Origin of the sequence: Streptomyces sp. NPDC001851, from assembly GCF_040297165.1 — a bacterium.
Classification (GTDB): Bacteria; Actinomycetota; Actinomycetes; order Streptomycetales; family Streptomycetaceae; genus Streptomyces.
Window position 1 is genome coordinate 81,769 of record NZ_JBEOYR010000007.1, and the last position, 18,769, is coordinate 100,537.

Annotated in this window: 16 protein-coding genes; 9 read left to right on the forward strand and 7 right to left on the reverse strand. The window is 73.4% G+C overall.

The window, feature by feature from the left end; translation table 11 throughout:
• Positions 1-34 precede the first annotated feature (34 nt).
• The 3 genes from ABT171_RS11960 to ABT171_RS11970 form a co-directional block, all read right to left on the reverse strand.
• Positions 35-1,567, reverse strand: coding sequence for a HoxN/HupN/NixA family nickel/cobalt transporter (locus tag ABT171_RS11960; protein ID WP_351242502.1), 1,533 nt, complete (start codon positions 1,565-1,567; stop codon positions 35-37).
• A complete protein-coding gene (locus ABT171_RS11965) occupies positions 1,564-3,555 on the reverse strand; it encodes a tetratricopeptide repeat protein (RefSeq protein ID WP_351242504.1) in 1,992 nt (663 codons plus the stop codon). Before ABT171_RS11965 ends, ABT171_RS11960 begins: the two co-directional genes overlap by 4 nt.
• Positions 3,556-3,655: 100 nt before the next feature.
• The gene (locus tag ABT171_RS11970; RefSeq protein WP_351242506.1) at positions 3,656-5,197 is read right to left on the reverse strand and encodes a DUF4331 domain-containing protein; all 1,542 of its coding nucleotides are present in this window, start codon (positions 5,195-5,197) and stop codon (positions 3,656-3,658) included.
• A 210-nt stretch (positions 5,198-5,407) separates the two neighbouring features.
• Between ABT171_RS11970 and ABT171_RS11975 the strand changes: the two genes are divergently transcribed.
• The 3 genes from ABT171_RS11975 to ABT171_RS11985 all read left to right on the forward strand — a co-directional run bounded on the left by ABT171_RS11975 (position 5,408) and on the right by ABT171_RS11985 (position 7,161).
• Entirely contained in the window at positions 5,408-5,950 is a 543-nt protein-coding gene (locus tag ABT171_RS11975) for a sigma-70 family RNA polymerase sigma factor (protein WP_351242508.1), read from the forward strand.
• A complete protein-coding gene (locus ABT171_RS11980; RefSeq protein WP_351242510.1) occupies positions 5,947-6,765 on the forward strand; it encodes an anti-sigma factor in 819 nt (272 codons plus the stop codon). The genes ABT171_RS11975 and ABT171_RS11980 overlap by 4 nt, the downstream gene beginning before the upstream one ends.
• Before the next feature lie 126 nt (positions 6,766-6,891).
• Positions 6,892-7,161, forward strand: a complete 270-nt coding sequence (locus ABT171_RS11985; protein WP_351242512.1) for a hypothetical protein — start codon at positions 6,892-6,894, stop codon at positions 7,159-7,161.
• Positions 7,162-7,206: 45 nt separating this feature from the next.
• On the opposite strand, the gene ABT171_RS11990 is transcribed toward ABT171_RS11985, so the two are convergent.
• The 4 genes from ABT171_RS11990 to hmgA all read right to left on the reverse strand — a co-directional run bounded on the left by ABT171_RS11990 (position 7,207) and on the right by hmgA (position 11,844).
• On the reverse strand, positions 7,207-8,427 hold the full coding sequence (locus ABT171_RS11990; protein ID WP_351242514.1) for a CaiB/BaiF CoA transferase family protein: 1,221 nt from the start codon (positions 8,425-8,427) through the stop codon (positions 7,207-7,209).
• A 128-nt stretch (positions 8,428-8,555) separates the two neighbouring features.
• Entirely contained in the window at positions 8,556-9,710 is a 1,155-nt protein-coding gene (locus ABT171_RS11995) for a type ISP restriction/modification enzyme (protein WP_351242516.1), read from the reverse strand.
• 25 nt (positions 9,711-9,735) lie between these two features.
• A complete protein-coding gene (locus ABT171_RS12000) occupies positions 9,736-10,485 on the reverse strand; it encodes a GntR family transcriptional regulator (protein ID WP_351242518.1) in 750 nt (249 codons plus the stop codon).
• A gap of 48 nt (positions 10,486-10,533) precedes the next feature.
• Positions 10,534-11,844 carry a homogentisate 1,2-dioxygenase gene (hmgA, locus tag ABT171_RS12005; protein WP_351242520.1) on the reverse strand — a complete coding sequence of 437 codons (1,311 nt, stop codon included), beginning with the start codon at positions 11,842-11,844 and terminating at the stop codon, positions 10,534-10,536.
• A gap of 162 nt (positions 11,845-12,006) precedes the next feature.
• Between hmgA and ABT171_RS12010 the strand changes: the two genes are divergently transcribed.
• The 6 genes from ABT171_RS12010 to ABT171_RS12035 all read left to right on the forward strand — a co-directional run bounded on the left by ABT171_RS12010 (position 12,007) and on the right by ABT171_RS12035 (position 18,754).
• Positions 12,007-12,564, forward strand: coding sequence for a hypothetical protein (locus ABT171_RS12010; RefSeq protein ID WP_351242522.1), 558 nt, complete (start codon positions 12,007-12,009; stop codon positions 12,562-12,564).
• 64 nt (positions 12,565-12,628) lie between these two features.
• Positions 12,629-13,246 carry a TetR/AcrR family transcriptional regulator gene (locus tag ABT171_RS12015; RefSeq protein WP_351242524.1) on the forward strand — a complete coding sequence of 206 codons (618 nt, stop codon included), beginning with the start codon at positions 12,629-12,631 and terminating at the stop codon, positions 13,244-13,246.
• A gap of 106 nt (positions 13,247-13,352) precedes the next feature.
• Positions 13,353-15,584 (forward strand): molybdopterin oxidoreductase family protein, encoded by a 2,232-nt coding sequence (locus tag ABT171_RS12020; RefSeq protein WP_351242526.1) that lies wholly within the window; start codon positions 13,353-13,355, stop codon positions 15,582-15,584.
• Between the two features lie 261 nt (positions 15,585-15,845).
• A complete protein-coding gene (locus ABT171_RS12025) occupies positions 15,846-16,538 on the forward strand; it encodes a hypothetical protein (protein WP_351242528.1) in 693 nt (230 codons plus the stop codon).
• Entirely contained in the window at positions 16,525-17,211 is a 687-nt protein-coding gene (locus ABT171_RS12030) for a class F sortase (RefSeq protein WP_351242530.1), read from the forward strand. The genes ABT171_RS12025 and ABT171_RS12030 overlap by 14 nt, the downstream gene beginning before the upstream one ends.
• Positions 17,212-17,365: 154 nt before the next feature.
• Positions 17,366-18,754 carry an aldehyde dehydrogenase family protein gene (locus ABT171_RS12035; protein WP_351242532.1) on the forward strand — a complete coding sequence of 463 codons (1,389 nt, stop codon included), beginning with the start codon at positions 17,366-17,368 and terminating at the stop codon, positions 18,752-18,754.
• Positions 18,755-18,769 lie beyond the last annotated feature (15 nt).

Sequence of the window (18,769 nt, forward strand, 5' to 3'; positions counted from 1 at the left end):
CCAGGCAAGTCGCGCGATGTCTCCCCAAAGTAGCTCAGCCGAGCGCGGATGCCGCCCCCTTCAGCACCAGTCCCGCGCCCAGGGCGAGGACGACCAGTGCGGACACGAGCGGCACGGACCGGCGCACCAGGGCGGCCACCGGGTGCGCGGTCCAGCGCGGACGCCGCTCCAGCACCCGGGTCATGCCCGAGCCCAGCCGGACCACGGCGAACCCGGCGGCCGTGAGGGTCAGCGCGAGCCCGGCACCGTAGGCCACCACGAGCAGCAGCCCGAACCAGGCCTTCCCGAGCGCGGCGGCGCCGACGAGGACGACCACGGCGGACGGACTGGGCACGAGCCCACCGGCGAAGCCGAGCAGGATCGTGCCGCGGACGGTGGGGGCGGTGGGGTGGGAGTGGGTATGGCCACCGTGCGTGTGGGTGTGCTCCCCATGAGTGTGCTCCCCATGAGTGTGCTCTCCATGGGTGTGCTCCCCATGGGTGTGCTCCCCATGGGGACCGTGGTGATGGTGATGGTCGGAACCATGGTGGGCATGCGTATGCGCATGGGTCCGGTTGCGCCACGCCCGCCGTACGAGGTTGGCGCCGGCCGCCAGCACCAGGGCGCCGCTCGCCAGACCCAGCCAGGCGATCACCGAGGGGGTGGCCGCCGAGCCGGCCGTGACGAGCAGGCCCAGGGCGACCACACCGAGGGTGTGGGTCACCGTGACCGAGGCGGCCAGCGGCAGCACGTCCCGTGGGCGGGCCCGGCCGCCGCGCGCCGCCGCCGTCGCGGCCATCAGGGTCTTGCCGTGGCCCGGCGCGAGCGCGTGCAGGGCGCCGAGGACGACCGCGACGAGAAGCGCGAGCGCGGCGAAGCCGACGGTGAGGTCGTGCCGGGCCACGAGGTCGTCCAGCGCCCGGGTCCAGCGGTCGGCGCCCCGCGGCAGGACGGCGGCGCCCGGTGCCTCCTGCCGCTCCTCGGCGAGCGCGGGGCCGCCGGGACGCAGCCGCACGGAGGCGGCGGTGGTGTCGGCCGGGGAGGACAGCAGGTCCTTCGGGTACGTGGTCAGTTCGTGCGAGACCGACGTCCTCGGGACGTCCGTCGCGGTGAGCGTCACGCGGTCGCCGCGCGCGGTGATCTCCCGCCAGCCGGGGCCGGACCAGTTCGTCGCGCTGCGGAAGCCGAGGGAGACCGAGCCGGCCCGGGGCAGGGGAGCGGTCCAACGGCACTCGACGCGCAGGGTGTTGAGGCCTGCCTGCCCGGGGCGCAGAGCGGCCCTGCTGCCTTGCACCGTGAGCGGGACCCCGTGCCCGCGCACCGTCACCTCGCTGCCCCGAGCGGCCTGCGCGCAGCGCTGCCGGGCCCACTGCGTCATGCCCAGCCGCTCGATGTCCGGCTTGGCCTGGGTCGCCGGGATCTCGGCGAGGTCCTCCACATGGTCGACGCGGAGCTGTCCGGGGGCGGCGACCAGGCCGTCGTAGCGGTTGACGGTGAAGTTCCCGAGCGGATGCGCGCTCGCCGTGCCGCCGGGAAGGAGGGCCAGGGCACTGGTGACCAGCAGGAGGAAGACGAGACGTGGCTTCACCCCGCGGCCTCCAGTGCCTTGCGGGCCCAGGCCGCGCCGAGCGGCGAGAAGCCGGGGTTCAGGCGCAGGGCGGAGGTGAGGGAGGCGCGGCCGGCCGTGCGGTGGCCCGTGGCCAGCTCGATCGTGCCGCGGTGGTACAGGAAGGCGGCGCTGCGGTAACCCGTGGCGGTGGCCCGGCGGGCGTACGGCAGGGCCTCGGCGTCGCGGCCGTTCACATGCAGCGCCCAGGCCAGGGCGTCCGCGGTGTGCACGGTGTGGCGGCGGGCCCACTCGGCGCGGGCCGCGCGCAGGGCGGCCGCCTTGTCGCCGTGGTCGGCGGCCGCCAGCGCGGTGTCGAGGTCGGCGTTGACGCCGTTGGCGCGGGCCAGCACGATCCAGGTGTCCACCAGGGCGTACTGCTGCCGCGCCCTGGTCCGGTCGCCGGCGGCGCCCCGTGCCTCGTACAGCTCACCGAGTTCGACGAGCGGACCGGGCAGGGGGTAGCGGGACACCACCGTCTCCATCCCCTTGATCGCCGCCGCGCGGTCACCACTGGCCGCCTGCGCCCGCGCCCGGCCCTCCAGTGCGGGGAGGTAGGTGTCGTCGGCGGCGAGGGCGCGGGCGTAGTGGGTGAGGGCGGTCCTGTAGTCGCCCTGGTTCCACGCCAGCTGGCCCAGCTGGGCGGCCACGTAGGCGACGTCGCCCTTCGAAGTGGCGCCGGCCAGGGCCTGTTCGAGCACCCGGCGTGCCGTCGTCACATCGCCGCGCAGCTCGTGCACGTACGCGTACCGGGTGAAGACGGGAACGCCCGGCTTGCGGGCGTCGGCGGTCTCGGCCGCCTTCGACGCCTCGGCGTACCGGCCGAGTTCGACCAGGGCGTCGATACGGGAGGACAGTGCGCGCTCGCTGTACGGGTTCTGCCGCAGGGCCCGGTCCGCGTAGGTCAGGGCGTCCTTGAAGTCGTGCCGGGCCGCGGCGAGGGCCGCGCTGCCGGCCAGCGCCTGGTCGCTGTCCGGGGCGAGCGCGAGGGACCGCTTCAGCGCCTGCTCCGCCTGCGGGTAGCGGGAGGGGTCGCCCTTGGTCCGTGCCTGCTCGACGTAGGCCAGGCCCAGGGTGGCCCAACCGCCGGAGTCCCTGGGCTGGGTGCGCAGATGGCTCTGCAGTGCGGCGATACTCGCGTCCAGGTCGCCGCCGCCCAGGACACCGGGGTCCACGGCGGTGGAGGCGGCCGGCACCGATGCGGGCGCCCGGTCCGCCCCGACGGCGATCGCCCCGCCGGTCAGCGCGACCGCCAGCAGGGCTGCGGAGCCGACGAGTTGAACGCCCCGCCAACGCCGCCCGGCGGCGGCGAACCGCCGGAGGGCGACCACGCGCCCGTCGGAGCCGGGGGCCGGGCACCCTTCAGCCCCGGCTGCCACGGGTTCGGCGCCGTCGGCCGTGGGGTGCTCGGACTCGGGCGCCATGGGCTCGCTGTCGCAGACGGAGGGTTCCCCGGAGTCGGGTGTCATATGCCCGGCGTCGCGGGCGGAGGGTTCCGCGGAGTCGGGGGTCGCGTGGTCGTGAGCGGCAACCGGGGGCTTCTCGGGGCCGGGTGTCACGGGTTCGGGGACTTCCTGGGCCGGGGGCTCTGTTGGGAGGGAGGCCGAGGGTCGTACGGAGCCGGGTGCCGCGTCCCCGCTGTCGCCGGCCGAGGACTCCTCGACCCCGGGCGTCTCGTGCTCGGTGTGGCCGGCCGAGGGGTGCGCAACCCCGGGCGTGACGTGTGGGGCGGCGCCCGCCTTCACGGCGACGTTCACGGTGGGGCGGGTGCCCGCGCGGGCGGAGGGTTCCCCGGACTCGGGCGGCACGCGGTCGCCACCGGCGGGCGAGGGCTTGTCGGAGCCGGCCCTGCCTTCTTCGGTGGCCGTCCCGGACGTGCCGGCGGCCGCGGTGGGCCGTGGCGCCGTCTCGCCCTCCTCCGTGTTCACCTGCCGCTCGCCGGCCTCGTCGTCGTTCGTACGCGGAGACATGCCCTCTCCTCGGTCGCCTGTGCTGGTCGGAAGGGGAAGGCGCGGCCCGCCGTGGGGGGAGGGGGGGACACGGGCCGCGCCGGATCGGGGTGGGTGGGGGTCAGTACGCGCGCCGGATGCGCCGGCGCCACCACCCGACGGCGGCGCCGATCAGCAGGATCCCGGCCGCACCCGAGGCCGCCGACGCGGCGATCAGCACCGTGTTGCCGGAGCCACCGGAGGAGGAGCCCGCCGGTTGCAGGGCGTCGCCCAGCTGGCTGCGCACGTCCGTGCCCGCGGTCGTCCCCTTGGCGAGCGGGCCGCGCGAACCGGAGGTGGGCTCGGCGACGTACGGGAAGGACTTCTCGAAGCCCTTGTCGTTCTTGTCCACCGCGTCGCCCAGGTCGTTCTTCGAGCCGACCAGCTCACCCTCGACGACCTGCAACGCCTCGTCGATCACGTCGTCGGTGAGCCGGCGCCCGTTCGGGAAGCCCGCGTTGTCACCGTCCAGGACGCCCAGCCGCTTGGGGTGCATGCTCGGCTTGATGGAGGTGTTCAGGCGCAGCTCCTCCGCGGGGCGCACCTTCGGGGGCTGGTTGAGGCCCTTCACGCCCTTCAGGAACACGTCGACCAGGTCGTTGCGCGGCTCGGCCGGTGCCTTGATCTTGTAGATCGACTCGATCAGCTTCGGCAGCTCCGGGTTGGTGACGTTCTTCAGGAACTGCGCGTCGTACGCGGGCTGCGAGGCGTTGAACCTGTCCTTGTCCTTCTGCGGGTTGACCACCTCGTTGACCAGCGGGTTGCCGAGGCGCGAGACCTGTGTGTAGTAGCCCTGCGCGTTGCGGCGCTGAGTGGTGGACCAGATGCCGACGACCGGCTGTCCGGCCGACTCCCGGATCAGGTCGTTCGGCACCTGCAGGGCGATGGTGTTGACGTTGTAGCCCTTCAGGGTGTCCCGGCCGACCTCGCTCAGGTTGCCGCCGTACAGCAGGTCGAAGACGCGCAGGTCCGCGAAGAACGGGTCGTCCGCCTGCCCGGCGAAGGTCGTGGTGCCGCCCGCCGCCTTGTAGACGGCCTGGTCGCGCAGCTTGCCGTAGTACGGCATGGACGCCTTGCCGACGTTCGACGGCGCCACCGGCACATCGTCCGCGACCTTCGTCTTCGACACCGCGTGCCCGTGCTTGAGCTTGAGCAGATCGATGTCGTACGTCTGCGTGATGTTGAGGTCGGGATCCGCCAGGTTGGTGACCGGCCCCGTGTTGTACAGGAACGTGTTCCCGTTCTTCGTGTGGGTCGTGAAGGTGTAGCGGAACACCAGGTCGTCCTGCGCGTCACCGTTGCTGTCGATGTGCAGGTCGTACTGGGCGTCGTCGGCGAACGTGTAGAAGTTCGGCCCGCCCGCCGGCTCCTCGAACGGGATCCAGTCGGCCACGATCGTCGTGGTGTCGGGCTTGTCCGGGCTGACGAACGCGTACAGGTCGGTGTTGTCGTACTGCGGGGTGCCCGAGATCAGCGGGGCCTCCCGGTGCGAGGAGGCGGCGGCCGTCCCGGGTGCCAGCGCCGCGGTGCCGGCGGCGGTGAGCCCTCCGGCGGCCAGCGCACCGCAGATGAGCGTGACCAGGCCGCCGCGTCCCGTGCCGCTCCTGGAGAAGAGAGGTGTCATGCCGTCCGTCCTCAGTGCCGACTTGCCTTTGACGGAGGGGTATACGGAGCGGGACCGCGGATCGGATGGGTCGGCCGGAGAAAAAATTTTGGGCCCTTCCCGGCCCGCGTTTTCGGCCCGCCGATCCGTATCACCCGCCGGAGGTGTGCGTTCGTGCGGATGCGTGGAGTGCGCGGAGGGGCCGGCTGCGGCCACGGAGAGGGGACCCGCATGCAGGCGGACGAGTTGCTGGTGCTCGTCGCGGGCGGCGACCAGCGGGCGTTCGAGGACCTGTACGCACTGGTGTCCGGGCCGGTGTACGGACTCGTACGACGGGTGGTGCGCGACCCCGCCCAGTCCGAGGAGGTCGCCCAGGAGGTGCTGCTGGAGATGTGGCGCTCGGCCGCCCGGTACGACCCGGGCCGGGGCAGCGCGCTGTCCTGGATCCTCACCCTCGCCCACCGCCGCGCCGTCGACCGGGTGCGCAGCGCCCGCGCGGCCGGCGAACGCGAGCAGCGGGAGGCCCTGCGCGCCGGGGAGCCCGCCTTCGACCAGGTCGCCGAGGAGGTCGAGGCCGGCATGGAGCGCGAGTGGGTGCGCCGCTGCCTGCGCCGGCTCACGGACCTGCAACGCCAGTCCGTGACCCTCGCCTACTACGACGGCTACACCTACCGTGAGGTGGCCGAGCGGCTCTCGCTGCCCCTCGGCACGGTCAAGACGCGGATGCGCGACGGGCTCACCCGGCTCCGCCAGTGCCTGGGAGGCGCCGCATGAGCATCCTCGGCAGGCTGCTGCGCCGTGAGGACCCGCACTCCCTCGCGGCGCCCTACGCGCTCGACGCCCTCGACGCGGGCGAGCGGCGCAGGTTCGCCAAACACCTGCAGGGCTGCGACCGCTGTGCCACCGAGGTGCGGGACCTCGCCGAGGACGCCGTGCGGCTCGCCTGGTCCGCGGCGGCCCCGGCGCCCGCCGGACTGCGCGAGCGGGTGCTGGCCGCCGTGCGCACCACCCCGCAGGAGCCGGCGCGGGCACCGGTCCGGGAGCGCACGCCCCAGCTGCCGCCGCACGTCTGGGGAAACCAGCCCCCGCCGGGACGCACCCGTACGCCCCGCACGCGCCCCCTGTTCGTGCCGCTCGCCACGGCCACCGCGGCGGCGGCCCTCGTCGTCGCCTCCCTCTTCGCCCTCCAGGCGCACCGCAGCCAGGACCGGCTGGACGCGGAGCGGTCCCGGGGACGTGAGATCGCCCACGTTCTGGCGGCACCCGACGCCCGGGCCACCACCAGCAAGGACGCCCGGGGCCGCGGTATCGGAGTGATCGCCTCCGCATCGGAGCGGGAAGCCGTCGTCACCCTCAGCGGATACGGCCCCCCGCCCGGCGGCCGCGTCCGCCAGCTCTGGCTCGTGCGCCCCGGCGCGGGGCCGCGCTCCCTCGGGCTCTTCACGGGCGACACGCCCTTGGTCGCGCAGGGGCTCGACACCTCCTCCACGTCACTCGCTGTAACCGTCGAACCTGACGGTGGATCAGCGCAGCCCACCGGCCGGCCCCTTGTCCAACTCACCCTGAAATCGGTCGGATTCGGAGAGTAGTCAGCGAGGGATGGTCAACCGCCTTACAGGGAAGGTGAATCCTGTGGCCGAGATACACGCGTGCCCCACCGGGGCGATAGGGTTACCCTGCCCGGGCCGGGTGGACTCGTACGGGTGGGGAGTGACATGGAACAGATAACAGTGCGCAGCAGGGCCAGGGTCCCTGCGATCACCTGCGGGAGCAGCGCGACCAGTTCGCGCCTCGACCGCCATCTGTCGGTACTGGCGGGTCCCGCCATACCGCAGCGGGAGACGATCGAGGCGACCTCGCTGATGCGCGAGCTGACGGCGCGTGACAGGCCGCACCAGCGCAGCGACCGGGGCAAGCGGGTCAGCCGTGTCTCCCTGTTCGCGCCGCTGCGCAGGCTGCGTCGCTCGCTGTTCGGCGGACACTGAGCGGCCCCGAGCCGCCCCCGGAGTCCGCTCGCCGAGTGTCGGCGCTCAGGCCGCCACACCGTCCCGGCGCATCGCTGCGATCTCGTCGTCCGTCATCCCCACGGCATGCAGCAGTGCCTCGGTGTGCTGCCCGAGCGCGGGCACCTCACCCATCCGCGCCTCGTCCCCGCCCGGCAGTGTGATGGGGGGCAGCAACGCCTTCAACGGCCCGACCGGCGATCCCACCTCACGCCACCGCTCACGGGCCGCCAGCTGCGGATGCTCCACCAGCTCACGCACATCCCTGAGCCGGGCACAGGCGATGCCCGCCGTCTCCAGCCGCGCCAGCGCCTCGTCGGCGTCCAGTGCGCCGAGCGCCCGCGCGACCAGCTCGTCCGTCTGCTCCCGGTGCGCGACCCGTGCCGCGTTCGTGGCGTACGCCGGATCCCTCCCCAGTTCCGGGCGTCCCATGACCTGTTCGGCCAGCCGCCGCCACTCGCGGTCGTTCTGCACGGACAGCAGCACCCGCCCGCCGTCCGCCGTCGGATAGGCGTCGTACGGCGCGATGACGGCGTGCGCGAGGCCGGTGCGCGCCGGCGGCTCACCCCCGTGCATCGCATGGTGCAGCGGATGCCCCAGCCACTCCGCGAGCGCCTCCAGCATCGACACCTCCACCGGCCCGCCCCGCCCGGTCGTCCCCCGCCGTACCAGCGCCGCCAGGACGCCCGAGAACGCGTACATGGCCGCCGCGATGTCCGCCGCCGGGATCCCCGCCTTCACCGGCTGCTCCGCGGTCCCGGTCACCGAGACGAGGCCCGCCTCGCACTGCACGAGCATGTCGTAGGCCCGCTTGTCCGCGTACGGCCCTGAGGGGCCGTATCCGGAGATGTCCACGGCGATCAGCCGCGGGTGCGCCGCGCACAGCGTGGCCGCGTCCAGACCGAGGCGGGCCGCCGCCCCGTGCGCGAGGTTCTGCACGAACACGTCCGCGTCCGCGATCAGCCGGCGTACGGCGGCCAGGCCGCGCGGGTCCTTCAGGTCCAGCGCCAGGGACTCCTTGCCGCGGTTGCACCACACGAAGTGCGAGGCGAGACCGCGGGCGGCCGTGTCGTAACCGCGCGCGAAGTCGCCGCCGTCGACCCGCTCCACCTTGATGACCCGGGCGCCCAGGTCGGCGAGCTGCCGGGTCGCGAAGGGCGCGGACACGGCCTGTTCGACGGCGACGACGGTGATGCCCGCAAGGGGCAGGGGCTGCTGGGGCGTGGGCTGATCCGTGGGCTGTTCCATGGCCGGATCATGGCTTGCGACCGGCGGTTTTGTCAGCAGCCCGACGCCCCTCAGCGCTTCTGCGGCGCTCCGCGCGTACCGGCGCACCGCGAGCGGCAGGAACACCGCGGTGAGGGCGGGGCGCCAGCCTAGATCAGGGCGAACTGGCCCTCCGGGCCCTCCTCGTGGTGGTCCAGGACCGAGGCGGGGCGGCGGGCGGAGGCCGGTGGGGGAAGGATGCCCGCCTCGCGCAGCTCGCCCGCCGTGACCGCTGACACCGCCTGCAAGCCCGCCCGCCGCGGCCGCAGTTCCGCCAGCAGGGTCAGGACCGTGATCAGTTCCAGCAGTTCCGACGTCCAGGGCTGCGGCCAGGTCGCCGGGCGGATCGCGGCGAGGGTGCCGGGGTCGGCCGGGGCGGTGCGGGCCGTGAACCAGGACTCCAGGACCCGGACTCCGGCCACCTCGTAGTCCCAGGCCTGTGGCGGCACGGGGGAGATGCGGCCCTCGTCCAGGTGAAGGGTTTCTTCGTCCTCGTCGTAGTGCAGGGTGAGCGGCCGGGCCGGCAGCGGTGCGCGGACGTAGGGGCGGCGGCCCCCCGGCAGCTTGGGGCGTTCGCCGTCCCGGCGCATCAGCCACAGCATGCGGTGGCCCGACGCGACGCCGGCCCGCCACAGTTCGCTGTCGTCGGTGAGCGGCACGGTGAGGTCCGGACGGACCGTCGCCAGGATCCAGGCCAGCACGTCCGCCGCCGTGGGGCGGTCGGACAGACGGGCGGAGAGGTGGTCCAGCAGGCCCGGGGCCAGGTTCGGTTCGGTCCCGCCGGGGCGGCGCCAGAGGGGGCGGACGCGGCCGGGGCGGAGAGCGGGCAGGCGGGAGGTGGCCAGCAGCGGCGTGTCCGCGTCGCCCGTCTCCACCGTGAAGACCTGGTGCGCGTCCGCCACCCGCCACAGCTCCGGGCGGGCCGTGTCGATCAGCCGGTGGTCCGGGATCAGCCACTGCTCGTCGAAGGGGGCCGCCAGGACGCGGACCGGCTCCGCGCAGGGACCCTCGGCACGGGCCAGCCGCTCGGTGCCGGTGGACTGGCCGGGCAGTTGCCCCACCGCCGAGTCGAGCGTCCGGGAGCGGGTCGCCTCGAACAGGGCCTGCCGGTCCGGTCCCTCGGCCTTCAGGAGGGCGTCCCAGCGGGCCTTCAGCGAGCCCGGGTCGGGAGCCGTCGGCCAGGTACGGCCCGGCCGCAGCGGTGCGACGGACCACGGCATGAGGTCCGCCAGCAGCGGAGCGTCGTCGTGCGTCACGCAGGGCATCGTACGACCTGACCGGGAACCGGTGTCAGGTCGCGTCGAGGGTGACCGTGAACGAGAACCGGTCCCCCCGGTAGTGGATGACCGCCACGTCCAGCACCCTGCCCTCGGCGTCGTACGTCACCCCCGTGTAGTGCAGGATCGGGCTGAGCAGCGGCACCTGGAGCAGCCGGGCGGTCTCCGGGTCGGCGAGGCGGGCCTGCACGGTGTCCGTGATCCGGCTGATGCCCGCCCGTACGACGTCCCGCAGCACCTTGGTCATCGGCCAGCGGATCAGGTCGTCCAGGTCGATGCGCGCGGCGAGTTCGGGGCGGATGTGGTTGACGGCGTGGTTGGTCGGCTCGCCGGTCTTCTCGTCGCAGCGCAGCCGGTGGTACGCGGCCACCTCCGCGAGGTCGGGGAAGTACTCGGCGAGACCGGGTGGCACGGGCACCGGGCCGTGGTCCAGCAGTTCCGTCGTCATGCCGGACTGCTGGGCCACGATCGCGTCCACCGAGCCGAGCAGGCGGACCGGTGCGCCCTGCCGGGCGTCCGGCACGATGAACGTGCCGCGCCGCCGGTGCCTGCTGATCAGCCCCTCGTCCTCCAGCTCCTTCAGCGCCTGCCGCATGGTCAGCACACTCACGCCGTAGTGCCCCGCCAGTTGCTCCTCCGTGGGCAGCCGCAGCGGGTCCTCGGGGGAGCGGCCGAGTATCGAGGCGCGCAGCGACTGCGACACCTGGTACCACAGCGGCAGCTTGCGGTTCAGGACGATCGAATCCGGGGCGAAAGAGGTCACGCGGCTATCCGTACCTGTCGATGAACGTGCGGCGCAACAGAGGCGGCGTCACACCCGGAAATGGCGCTCCAGTCCCTGCCACACGTCGTCGTAGCGCTGCTGGAGGTGGTCGGCGCCGGCCGCGTGCGGGGTGAGGGTCACCGGCCAGCGGGTCTCGAACATGAACGCCAGCCCGTCGTCGATCTTCTGCGGCTCCAGCTCGGCCGCGCTCGCCCGGTCGAACGTCTCGCGGTCCGGTCCGTGCGCCGACATCATGTTGTGCAGCGAGCCGCCGCCGGGCACGAACCCTTCCGCCTTGGCGTCGTACGCGCCCTCGATCAGGCCCATGTACTCGCTCATCACGTTCCGGTGGAAGTACGGCGGCCGGAAGGTGTCCTCGCCCACCAGCCAGCGCGGCGCGAACACGACGAAGTCGACGCCGGCCAGACCGGGAGTGTCCGAAGGGGAGGTGAGGACGGTGAAGATGGAAGGGTCCGGGTGGTCGTAGGAGATGGTCCCGATCACATTGAAACGGCGAAGGTCATAGACGTACGGCACATGGTTGCCGTGCCAGGCGACCACGTCGAGCGGGGAGTGGCCGTAGGTGGCCGTCCAGAGGTTGCCGCAGTACTTGTTCACGACCTCCACCGGGCCGGTCACGTCCTCGTACGCGGCCACCGGCGCCCGGAAGTCCCGGGCGTTGGCGAGGCCGTTGGCGCCGATGGGCCCGAGGTCGGGCAGCTGGAACGGCGCCCCATAGTTCTCGCACACATAGCCCCGAGCGGAATCATCGAGCAGCTCCACACGGAAGCGCACCCCACGGGGAATCAGCGCCACATGTGCGGGCTCCACATGCAGCCGGCCGAACTCGGTGTGCAGCAGCAGCCCGCCGCGCTCCGGCACGATCAGCAGTTCGCCGTCGGCGTCGGAGAAGACGCGCTCCATCGACGCGTTGGCGTGGTACAGGTGCACGGCCATCCCGGTGCGCTGGGTCGCGTCGCCGTTGCCGCCGAGGGTCCACAGGCCGGCCAGGAAGTCGGTGCCCTCGGGCGGCTCGGGCAGCGGGTTCCAGCGCAGCCGGTTGGGGTCGGGCACGGTCTCGGTGAAGGGGGCCGTGCGGATCGCGCCGTTGTCGGTGCGGGTGAACGCCGGGTGGGCGGCCGACGGGCGGATGCGGTACAGCCAGGAGCGGCGGTTGTGCGCCCGCGGCTCGGTGAACGCCGTACCGCTCAGCTGCTCCGCGTACAGCCCGAGCGGCGCCCGCTGCGGCGAGTTGCGGCCTTCGGGCAGGGCGCCCGGCACCGCCTCGGAGGCGTGTTCGTTGCCGAAGCCGGTCAGGTACGACAGCCCCTCGGCGGCCTTCCGTGTGTCCCCGCTCATGATCGCTCCCTTGCGCTTCCTGATTCCTATGCAACACCGTAGGAATGCGCGGAGGTGGGCGCAAGGGGGGACGGGTACTACGTCCGAGGGATCCCGTGGGCTGGCCGGAACCCGACTTGAGGCGGATTCGGCGGACCGGAGCGTTGCTCTACTCTCCCGGGCATGCTCATGACGTCCTGGATCCGCAGCACGCTCGCCGCGCTCACGGCGTGCGTCCTGCTGCCGCTCGGCGCGGCGGGCTGCACGAGCGGTCACACCGGTGCCGGCGCCGTCTCCTCCTCGCCCGTCGGCGAGGTCCTGGACGCCACCGACGGCACCGGCCGGCATCTGCGCGAGGTCGACCCGAAGAGCGCGCCGCAGGTCGGTGTCGAGGTGACACCGCACCCGGGCGGCGGCTGGAACGTCCGGCTGACGTTCCACCACTTCCGCTGCTCCGCGCCCGGCGCCCGGCCGTCGGCGGTCACCGGACGCGGGCTCGCCCACCTCTTCGTCGACGGCCGCCGGGTCACCCGGCTGCGCTCGCCCCGGTACCAGCTGCCCGACCGCCTCGTCCCGCACGGCACCCACCACGTCACCGCGCGCCTGTACGCCGACGACGGCACCGTGTGGGCCGTGCACGGCAGACCGGTGCAGAGCACCGCCGACATAACGGCCCCGGAAGAGCCGCCGGTGACGGCCCGGCCGGCGGCCGGTACGACGGCCCCGGCCGCCGGGAAATGAGTGCACCGGCCACTCTTGTCCGTACGGGAGGGCGAGGTTCACCGGACCGCGGCGGAGAGGCATCATGAAGCCCGTGCCCCATGCGACATCGCTCCGCCGCGCGCCCGTCCAGCGGCGCAGCGCCGAACGGCTGACCAGGATCCTCGACGCCTGCGCCGAACTCCTCGACGAGGTCGGCTACGACGCCCTGAGCACCCGCGCGGTCGCCCTGCGCGCCGGTGTGCCGATCGGCTCCGTCTACCGGTTCTTCGGCAACAAGCGGCAGATGGCCGACGCCCTCGCCCAGCGCAACCTGGAGCGGTACACCGAGCGCGTCACCGAGCGGCTGAAGAAGGCGCACCCGGGCGACTGGCGAGCCGCGATGGACGCGGTCCTCGACGAGTACCTGGCCATGAAGCGCACCGCGCCCGGCTTCTCGCTGGTCGACTTCGGCAACCAGATACCGGTCGGAGTCCGCAAGGCCGAGCCCAACACCCGCGTCGCCGACCGGCTCACCCGGCTGCTCTCCGGCTATCTGGACCGCACCCCCGACGACGGGCTGCGCCGGGTCTTCCTGGTCGCCGTGGAGAGCGCGGACACCCTCGTCCAGCTGGCCTTCCGGACCGACCCGGACGGGGACGAGGCGATCATCACGGAGACGCGCGAGCTGCTGCGGGCGTACCTGGCCCGCGTGCTCGACTGACGGTCACCGCAGAGACCTCCCCTCCGTGCATACCGGTCGGTATGCTCGGCCGAGCCTGTCACACCCACGCTCGCCCGGCACCGCCGCCGACCCACCGGGAGGACCCGTGTCCCGCACCGCCCTGCGCATCTGCCCCCTGTGCGAGGCCACCTGCGGCCTGACCCTCACCATCGAGGGCACCCGCGTCACCGGCGCCCGCGGTGACCGCGAGGACGTCTTCAGCAAGGGGTTCATCTGCCCCAAGGGCGCCTCCTTCGCGGCCGTCGACTCCGATCCCGACCGGTTGCGCACCCCCCTCGTCCGCCGGGACGGCGAACTGCGCGAGGCCACCTGGCAGGAGGCCTTCGACGCGGTCGCCGCCGGTCTGCGCCCGGTCGTGGAGGCCTGCGGACCGGACTCCGTCGGCGTGGTCCTCGGCAACCCCAACGTGCACACCGTGGCCGGCGCCCTCTACCCGCCGGTCCTCCTCGCCGGCCTGCGCACCCGCAGCCTGTTCACCGCCTCCACGGTCGACCAGATGCCCAAGCACGTCTCCAGCGGACTCCTCTTCGGTGACGCGAACGCCATCCCCGTACCGGACCTGGACCACACCGACCACCTGCTCCTCATCGGTGCCAACCCCCTGGAGTCCAACGGCAGTCTGTGCACCGCCCCCGACTTCCCCGGCAGGCTCAAGGCGCTCAAGGCCCGCGGCGGACACCTGACCGTGGTGGACCCGCGCCGCACCCGCACCGCGAAGCTCGCCGACCGGCACCTGGCGATCCGCCCCGGCACCGATGCCCTGCTGCTCGCCGCGATGGCGACCGTGCTGTTCGAGGAGGGCCTGGCCGACCTGAAGGACCTGGGCGCACATGTCGTCGGGGTCGGGCAACTGCGCGCCGCACTGCGGGACTTCACCCCCGAAGCCGTCGCCGGGGCCTGCGACCTGGACGCCGACGTCATCCGCACCCTCGCCCGCGAACTGGCCGCCGCCCCCACCGCCGCCGTCTACGCCCGCATCGGCAGCTGCACCGTCGCGCACGGCACCCTGGCCAGCTGGCTGGTGGACGTCCTCAACATCCTCACCGGCAACCTGGACCGCCCCGGCGGCGCCCTCTTCCCGCAGGCCGCCACCGACCGGACACCCCGCCCCGCTGGTCCCGGCCGCGGCTTCGCGCTGGGCCGCTGGCACTCGCGGGTACGCCGACTGCCCGAGGCCAAGGGCGAGCTGCCGCTCTCCGCGCTCGCCGAGGAGATCGACACCCCCACCGACGAGGGCGAGCGGGTCCGCGCGCTGATCGTCGTGGCCGCCAACCCGGTGCTGTCCGCGCCCGACGGCGACCGCCTCGACAAGGCCCTCCAGTCCCTGGACTTCATGGTCAGCGTCGACCCGTACCTGAACGAGACCTCGCGCCACGCCCACGTCGTACTGCCCCCGCCCCCGCCCTCCCAGAGCCCGCACCACGACTTCGCCTTCAACACCCTCGCCGTGCGCAACCAGGTCCGCTACACCCGCCCCGCCGTCCCGCTGGAGCCCGGGCGCATGGCCGAGAGCGAGATCCTCGCCCGGCTGGTCCTCGCCGCCACCGGCATGCACGGCGCCGACCCGGCCGCCGTCGACGCGATGGTCATCGACCAGACCCTCGGCAAGGCGGTGCGCGAGGAACACTCGCCGGTGCACGGCCGCGACCCGCACGAACTCGCCGGGCAGCTCACCGGCGTGACCGGCCCCGAGCGGCGGCTGGACCTGATGCTCCGCCTCGGCCCGTACGGCGACGGCTTCGGCGTACGCCCCGACGGGCTGACCCTCGCCAAGCTGCTCGCCCACCCGCACGGCATCGACCTCGGCCCGCTGCGGCCGCGCCTGCCCCAGCCGCTGAAGACCGTGAGCGGCAGGATCGAGCTGCTGCCCGAGCCGATCGCCGCCGACCTGCCCCGGTTGCGTGCGGCCCTGGGGGAGCGCCCCGACGGGCTGGTCCTCGTCGGCCGCCGCCACCTTCGCTCCAACAACAGCTGGATGCACAACGTGCCCGCCCTCACCGGCGGCTCCAACCGCTGCACCCTGCACATCCACCCCGAGGACGCGGCCCGGCTCGGCGTCCGGGACGGCGCGGACGTACGGGTCAAGGGCGCCGGGGGAGAGGTCGTGGCCCCCGCCGAGGTCACCGACGCCGTACGCCCCGGGGTGGTGAGCCTGCCGCACGGCTGGGGCCACGACCGCGCCGGCGTCCGGATGAGCCACGCCACGAAGACCCCTGGCGTCAACGTCAACCAGCTCCTCGACGGCAGCCTGCTCGACCCGCTCTCCGGCAACGCTGTCCTGAACGGAGTCCCCGTACAGCTCACCGCAAGCCTGTGACGACCCCCAGGTGAGATGTTCAAGGGCCCTCAGCCCGCTGCTCCACCTGCTCGGCGGCGGGCGTGGTGCCGCGGTGGCCGGGGCGGCCCGAACGGCCCGGCGGCGCCGCGCGGGAGCGGCCGGAAGCCCGGTGTTGCGCCGCACGAGCGATATCTGACGGCGCGCCGGGCCTCGCTGCCCGGGCCGGCGGTGTGTATGACGGAGAGTTCAGACGAAAGAGCGATTTGTATGAAAATCGTCTGAACTCGCGGAGGATTGCGCATGCCCAGCCTGACACTCCCACGTGCCGTCGGCTCCCGCGCGGGCGCCACAATCGTCCTCACCGCCCTCGCCGTGGCGGGTGCGTCGTGGGTAGCGGCGCCGAACGCGGTGGCCCAGGGGGCGAACGGTGACATCCGGGTGCACCGCGAGGGCGTGCCCTACGGTGTCTCGAAGGACGACCCGGTGGTCTGCAGGTTCTACCTCGACGCCGTCAACTTCGACATCCTGCCGAACATCGCCTACATCATCCAGGCGCAGCCCCCGCTGCCCTCGGCGTCCACCGTCACCGGCATCATCCAGCTCGCCGAGGGTGCCGGGCACACCGACCCGATCGGCCTGACCGACGGTCAGTACAGGCTCACCTGGGTCGCGGCGGGCGCCGTCAAGGAGAAGCTCTTCCGCGTCAACTGCCACGACGAACACAACGACCCGGCGCATGGTCCGAACGGGCAGATCGAGGACCACCAGGGCCACCAGGACCACCAGGACGGTCACCAGCAGGACGGTCCCGGCTGGGGCCAGGGGGGCGACCACGACCCGCCGAAGGGCGGTGTGCACGCGGGCGGTGGCGGTCTCATCGACACGGCCGCGGGGTACTCGCCGCTGGCCGCCGCGGCGGCCGTGGGCCTGGTCGCGGTCAGTGGCGTCGCGTATGTCCGGCTGATCCGCCGGCGGCCCCATGGTGCCGCGTAGGCGCAGACGCAGGCCCTGGTACCGGACCCGTGCCTACCGCCTCGCCAGGACGGCCCTGCTGGTGACCGTCCTGGTGACGGCGGGGAACCGGTGGTGGGGCGGGCATGCCGGGCCTGGCCGGGCGGACGACCCGGACGCGGTGGCGGCCGCCGGCCAGGGGGGCGCGGGCGGCGAGCAATCCTGCAAGCCTCCCTCCGGCCCCCCGCCCCGACCGCTGCCCCGGTCCCGGCCGACGTCCTTCCGCATCCGCTCCCTGGGTGTCGACGCCCCGGTCACGGGCCTCGGGCTCGACAGTGAACGGCGGCTGGAGACCCCGCCGGTGGACAGGCCCAAGCTGGTCGGCTGGTACGAGGGCGGCCCCACGCCGGGCGAGTCCGGCACCGCGATCGCCGTCGGCCACCGGGACACCCTGACCGGCCCGGCCGTCTTCGCCGCGCTCGCCCAGGTCAAACCCTGCAAGCTCATCGAGGTCAAGCGCGCCGACGGCCGTACCGCCGTCTACACCGTGGACCGGATGAGGGTCTTCGACAAGGCGGGCTTCCCGGACAAGGAGGTCTACGGACCGGTCGGGCGGCCGGAACTGCGGGTGCTGACCTGCGGCGGCCTCTACAGCCGGCGGACCGGCTACACCAGCAACGTGGTGGTCTTCGCCCACCTGACCGCGACCGGGTGACGCGCCCGGCCGCGACCGGGTCCCCGGCGGGCCGCCCGACCCGGTGTGTGAGCGCGGAAGGCCCCGGCGATGATGTCCTGGTACGTCTGGCGCGGAAAAACTAACGCCGCTAGTTTGTGTGCCGGACGACGCGGATCCGCCGGGAGGAAGCAGCATGAAGGCACACGACGGCCTGTACATCGACGGCGCCTGGCGCCCCGCCGGGAGCACGAATGTCATCGAGGTCGTGAACCCGGCCGACGAGCAGGTCATCGCCCGGGTCCCGGCGGGCGGCGCGCTGGACGTCGACACCGCCGTCCGTGCGGCACGCGCCGCCCTGCCCGCCTGGGCCGCCACGCCCCCGGCCGAGCGCGCCGCACGCCTCGCCGCCCTCCGTGACGTCCTCGTGGCCCGCAAGGACGAGATCGCCGAGACGGTCACCGCCGAGCTGGGCGCCCCGCTCCCGTTCTCCCAGGCCGTGCACGCGGCCGTGCCGATCGCGGTCGCCGGCTCCTACGCCGAGCTGGCCGCGACCCACTCCTTCGAGGAGAAGGTCGGCAACTCGACGGTGCTGCACGAGCCGATCGGCGTGGTCGGCGCGATCACCCCCTGGAACTACCCCCTCCACCAGATCGTCGCCAAGGCCGCCCCGGCACTCGCGGCGGGCTGCACGATCGTCCTCAAGCCCGCGGAGGACACCCCGCTCACCGCCCAGCTGTTCGCCGAGGCCGTCCACGAGGCGGGCGTACCGGCTGGGGTGTTCAACCTGGTCACCGGCTTCGGCCCGGTCGCCGGCCAGGCCCTTGCCGAGCACCCGGGCGTGGACCTGGTCTCCTTCACCGGCTCCACGGCGGTCGGCCAGCAGATCGGCGCGGTGGCGGGCGCGGCCGTCAAGAAGGTGGCCCTCGAACTCGGCGGCAAGTCCGCCAACGTCATCCTGCCGAGCGCCGACCTCGCCAAGGCGGTGAACGTGGGGGTCGCCAACGTGATGTCCAACTCCGGCCAGACGTGCAGCGCCTGGACCCGCATGCTGGTCCACCGCGACCAGTACGACGAGGCCGTCGAGCTGGCCGCGACGGCCGCCGCCAGGTACGCCGACCGCATCGGCCCCGTGGTCAGCGCCAAGCAGCAGGCACGGGTGCGCGGCTACATCGAGAAGGGCATCGCCGAGGGCGCCCGCCTGGTCGCCGGCGGCCCCGGATCCCCGCGCGAGAGCGGCTACTTCATCACTCCGACCGTCTTCGCCGACGTGACGCCCGGGATGACGATCGCCCAGGAGGAGATCTTCGGCCCGGTCCTGTCCGTCCTCCGCTACGAGGACGAGGAGGACGCCCTGCGCATCGCCAACGGCACCGTGTACGGCCTCGCGGGCGCCGTATGGGCCGGGGACGAGGCCGAGGCGGTGGCCTTCGCCCGCCGTATGGACACCGGCCAGGTCGACATCAACGGCGGCCGGTTCAACCCCCTCGCCCCCTTCGGCGGCTACAAGCAGTCCGGGGTCGGCAGGGAACTCGGCGCGCACGGACTCGCCGAGTACCTGCAGACCAAGTCCCTCCAGTTCTAAGGAAGTACGCGAGTC

Excerpts from the sequence above, each read along its gene's own strand:
- ABT171_RS11965 (WP_351242504.1), bottom strand. The coding sequence starts at position 3,555 with ATGTCTCCGCGTACGAACGACGACGAGGCCGGCGAGCGGCAGGTGAAC.
- ABT171_RS11970 (WP_351242506.1), bottom strand. The coding sequence starts at position 5,197 with ATGACACCTCTCTTCTCCAGGAGCGGCACGGGACGCGGCGGCCTGGTC.
- ABT171_RS11975 (WP_351242508.1), top strand. The coding sequence starts at position 5,408 with ATGCAGGCGGACGAGTTGCTGGTGCTCGTCGCGGGCGGCGACCAGCGG.
- ABT171_RS11980 (WP_351242510.1), top strand. The coding sequence starts at position 5,947 with ATGAGCATCCTCGGCAGGCTGCTGCGCCGTGAGGACCCGCACTCCCTC.
- ABT171_RS11985 (WP_351242512.1), top strand. The coding sequence starts at position 6,892 with ATGGAACAGATAACAGTGCGCAGCAGGGCCAGGGTCCCTGCGATCACC.
- ABT171_RS11990 (WP_351242514.1), bottom strand. The coding sequence starts at position 8,427 with ATGGAACAGCCCACGGATCAGCCCACGCCCCAGCAGCCCCTGCCCCTT.
- ABT171_RS11995 (WP_351242516.1), bottom strand. The coding sequence starts at position 9,710 with ATGCCCTGCGTGACGCACGACGACGCTCCGCTGCTGGCGGACCTCATG.
- hmgA (WP_351242520.1), bottom strand. The coding sequence starts at position 11,844 with ATGAGCGGGGACACACGGAAGGCCGCCGAGGGGCTGTCGTACCTGACC.
- ABT171_RS12010 (WP_351242522.1), top strand. The coding sequence starts at position 12,007 with ATGCTCATGACGTCCTGGATCCGCAGCACGCTCGCCGCGCTCACGGCG.
- ABT171_RS12015 (WP_351242524.1), top strand. The coding sequence starts at position 12,629 with ATGAAGCCCGTGCCCCATGCGACATCGCTCCGCCGCGCGCCCGTCCAG.
- ABT171_RS12025 (WP_351242528.1), top strand. The coding sequence starts at position 15,846 with ATGCCCAGCCTGACACTCCCACGTGCCGTCGGCTCCCGCGCGGGCGCC.
- ABT171_RS12030 (WP_351242530.1), top strand. The coding sequence starts at position 16,525 with ATGGTGCCGCGTAGGCGCAGACGCAGGCCCTGGTACCGGACCCGTGCC.
- ABT171_RS12035 (WP_351242532.1), top strand. The coding sequence starts at position 17,366 with ATGAAGGCACACGACGGCCTGTACATCGACGGCGCCTGGCGCCCCGCC.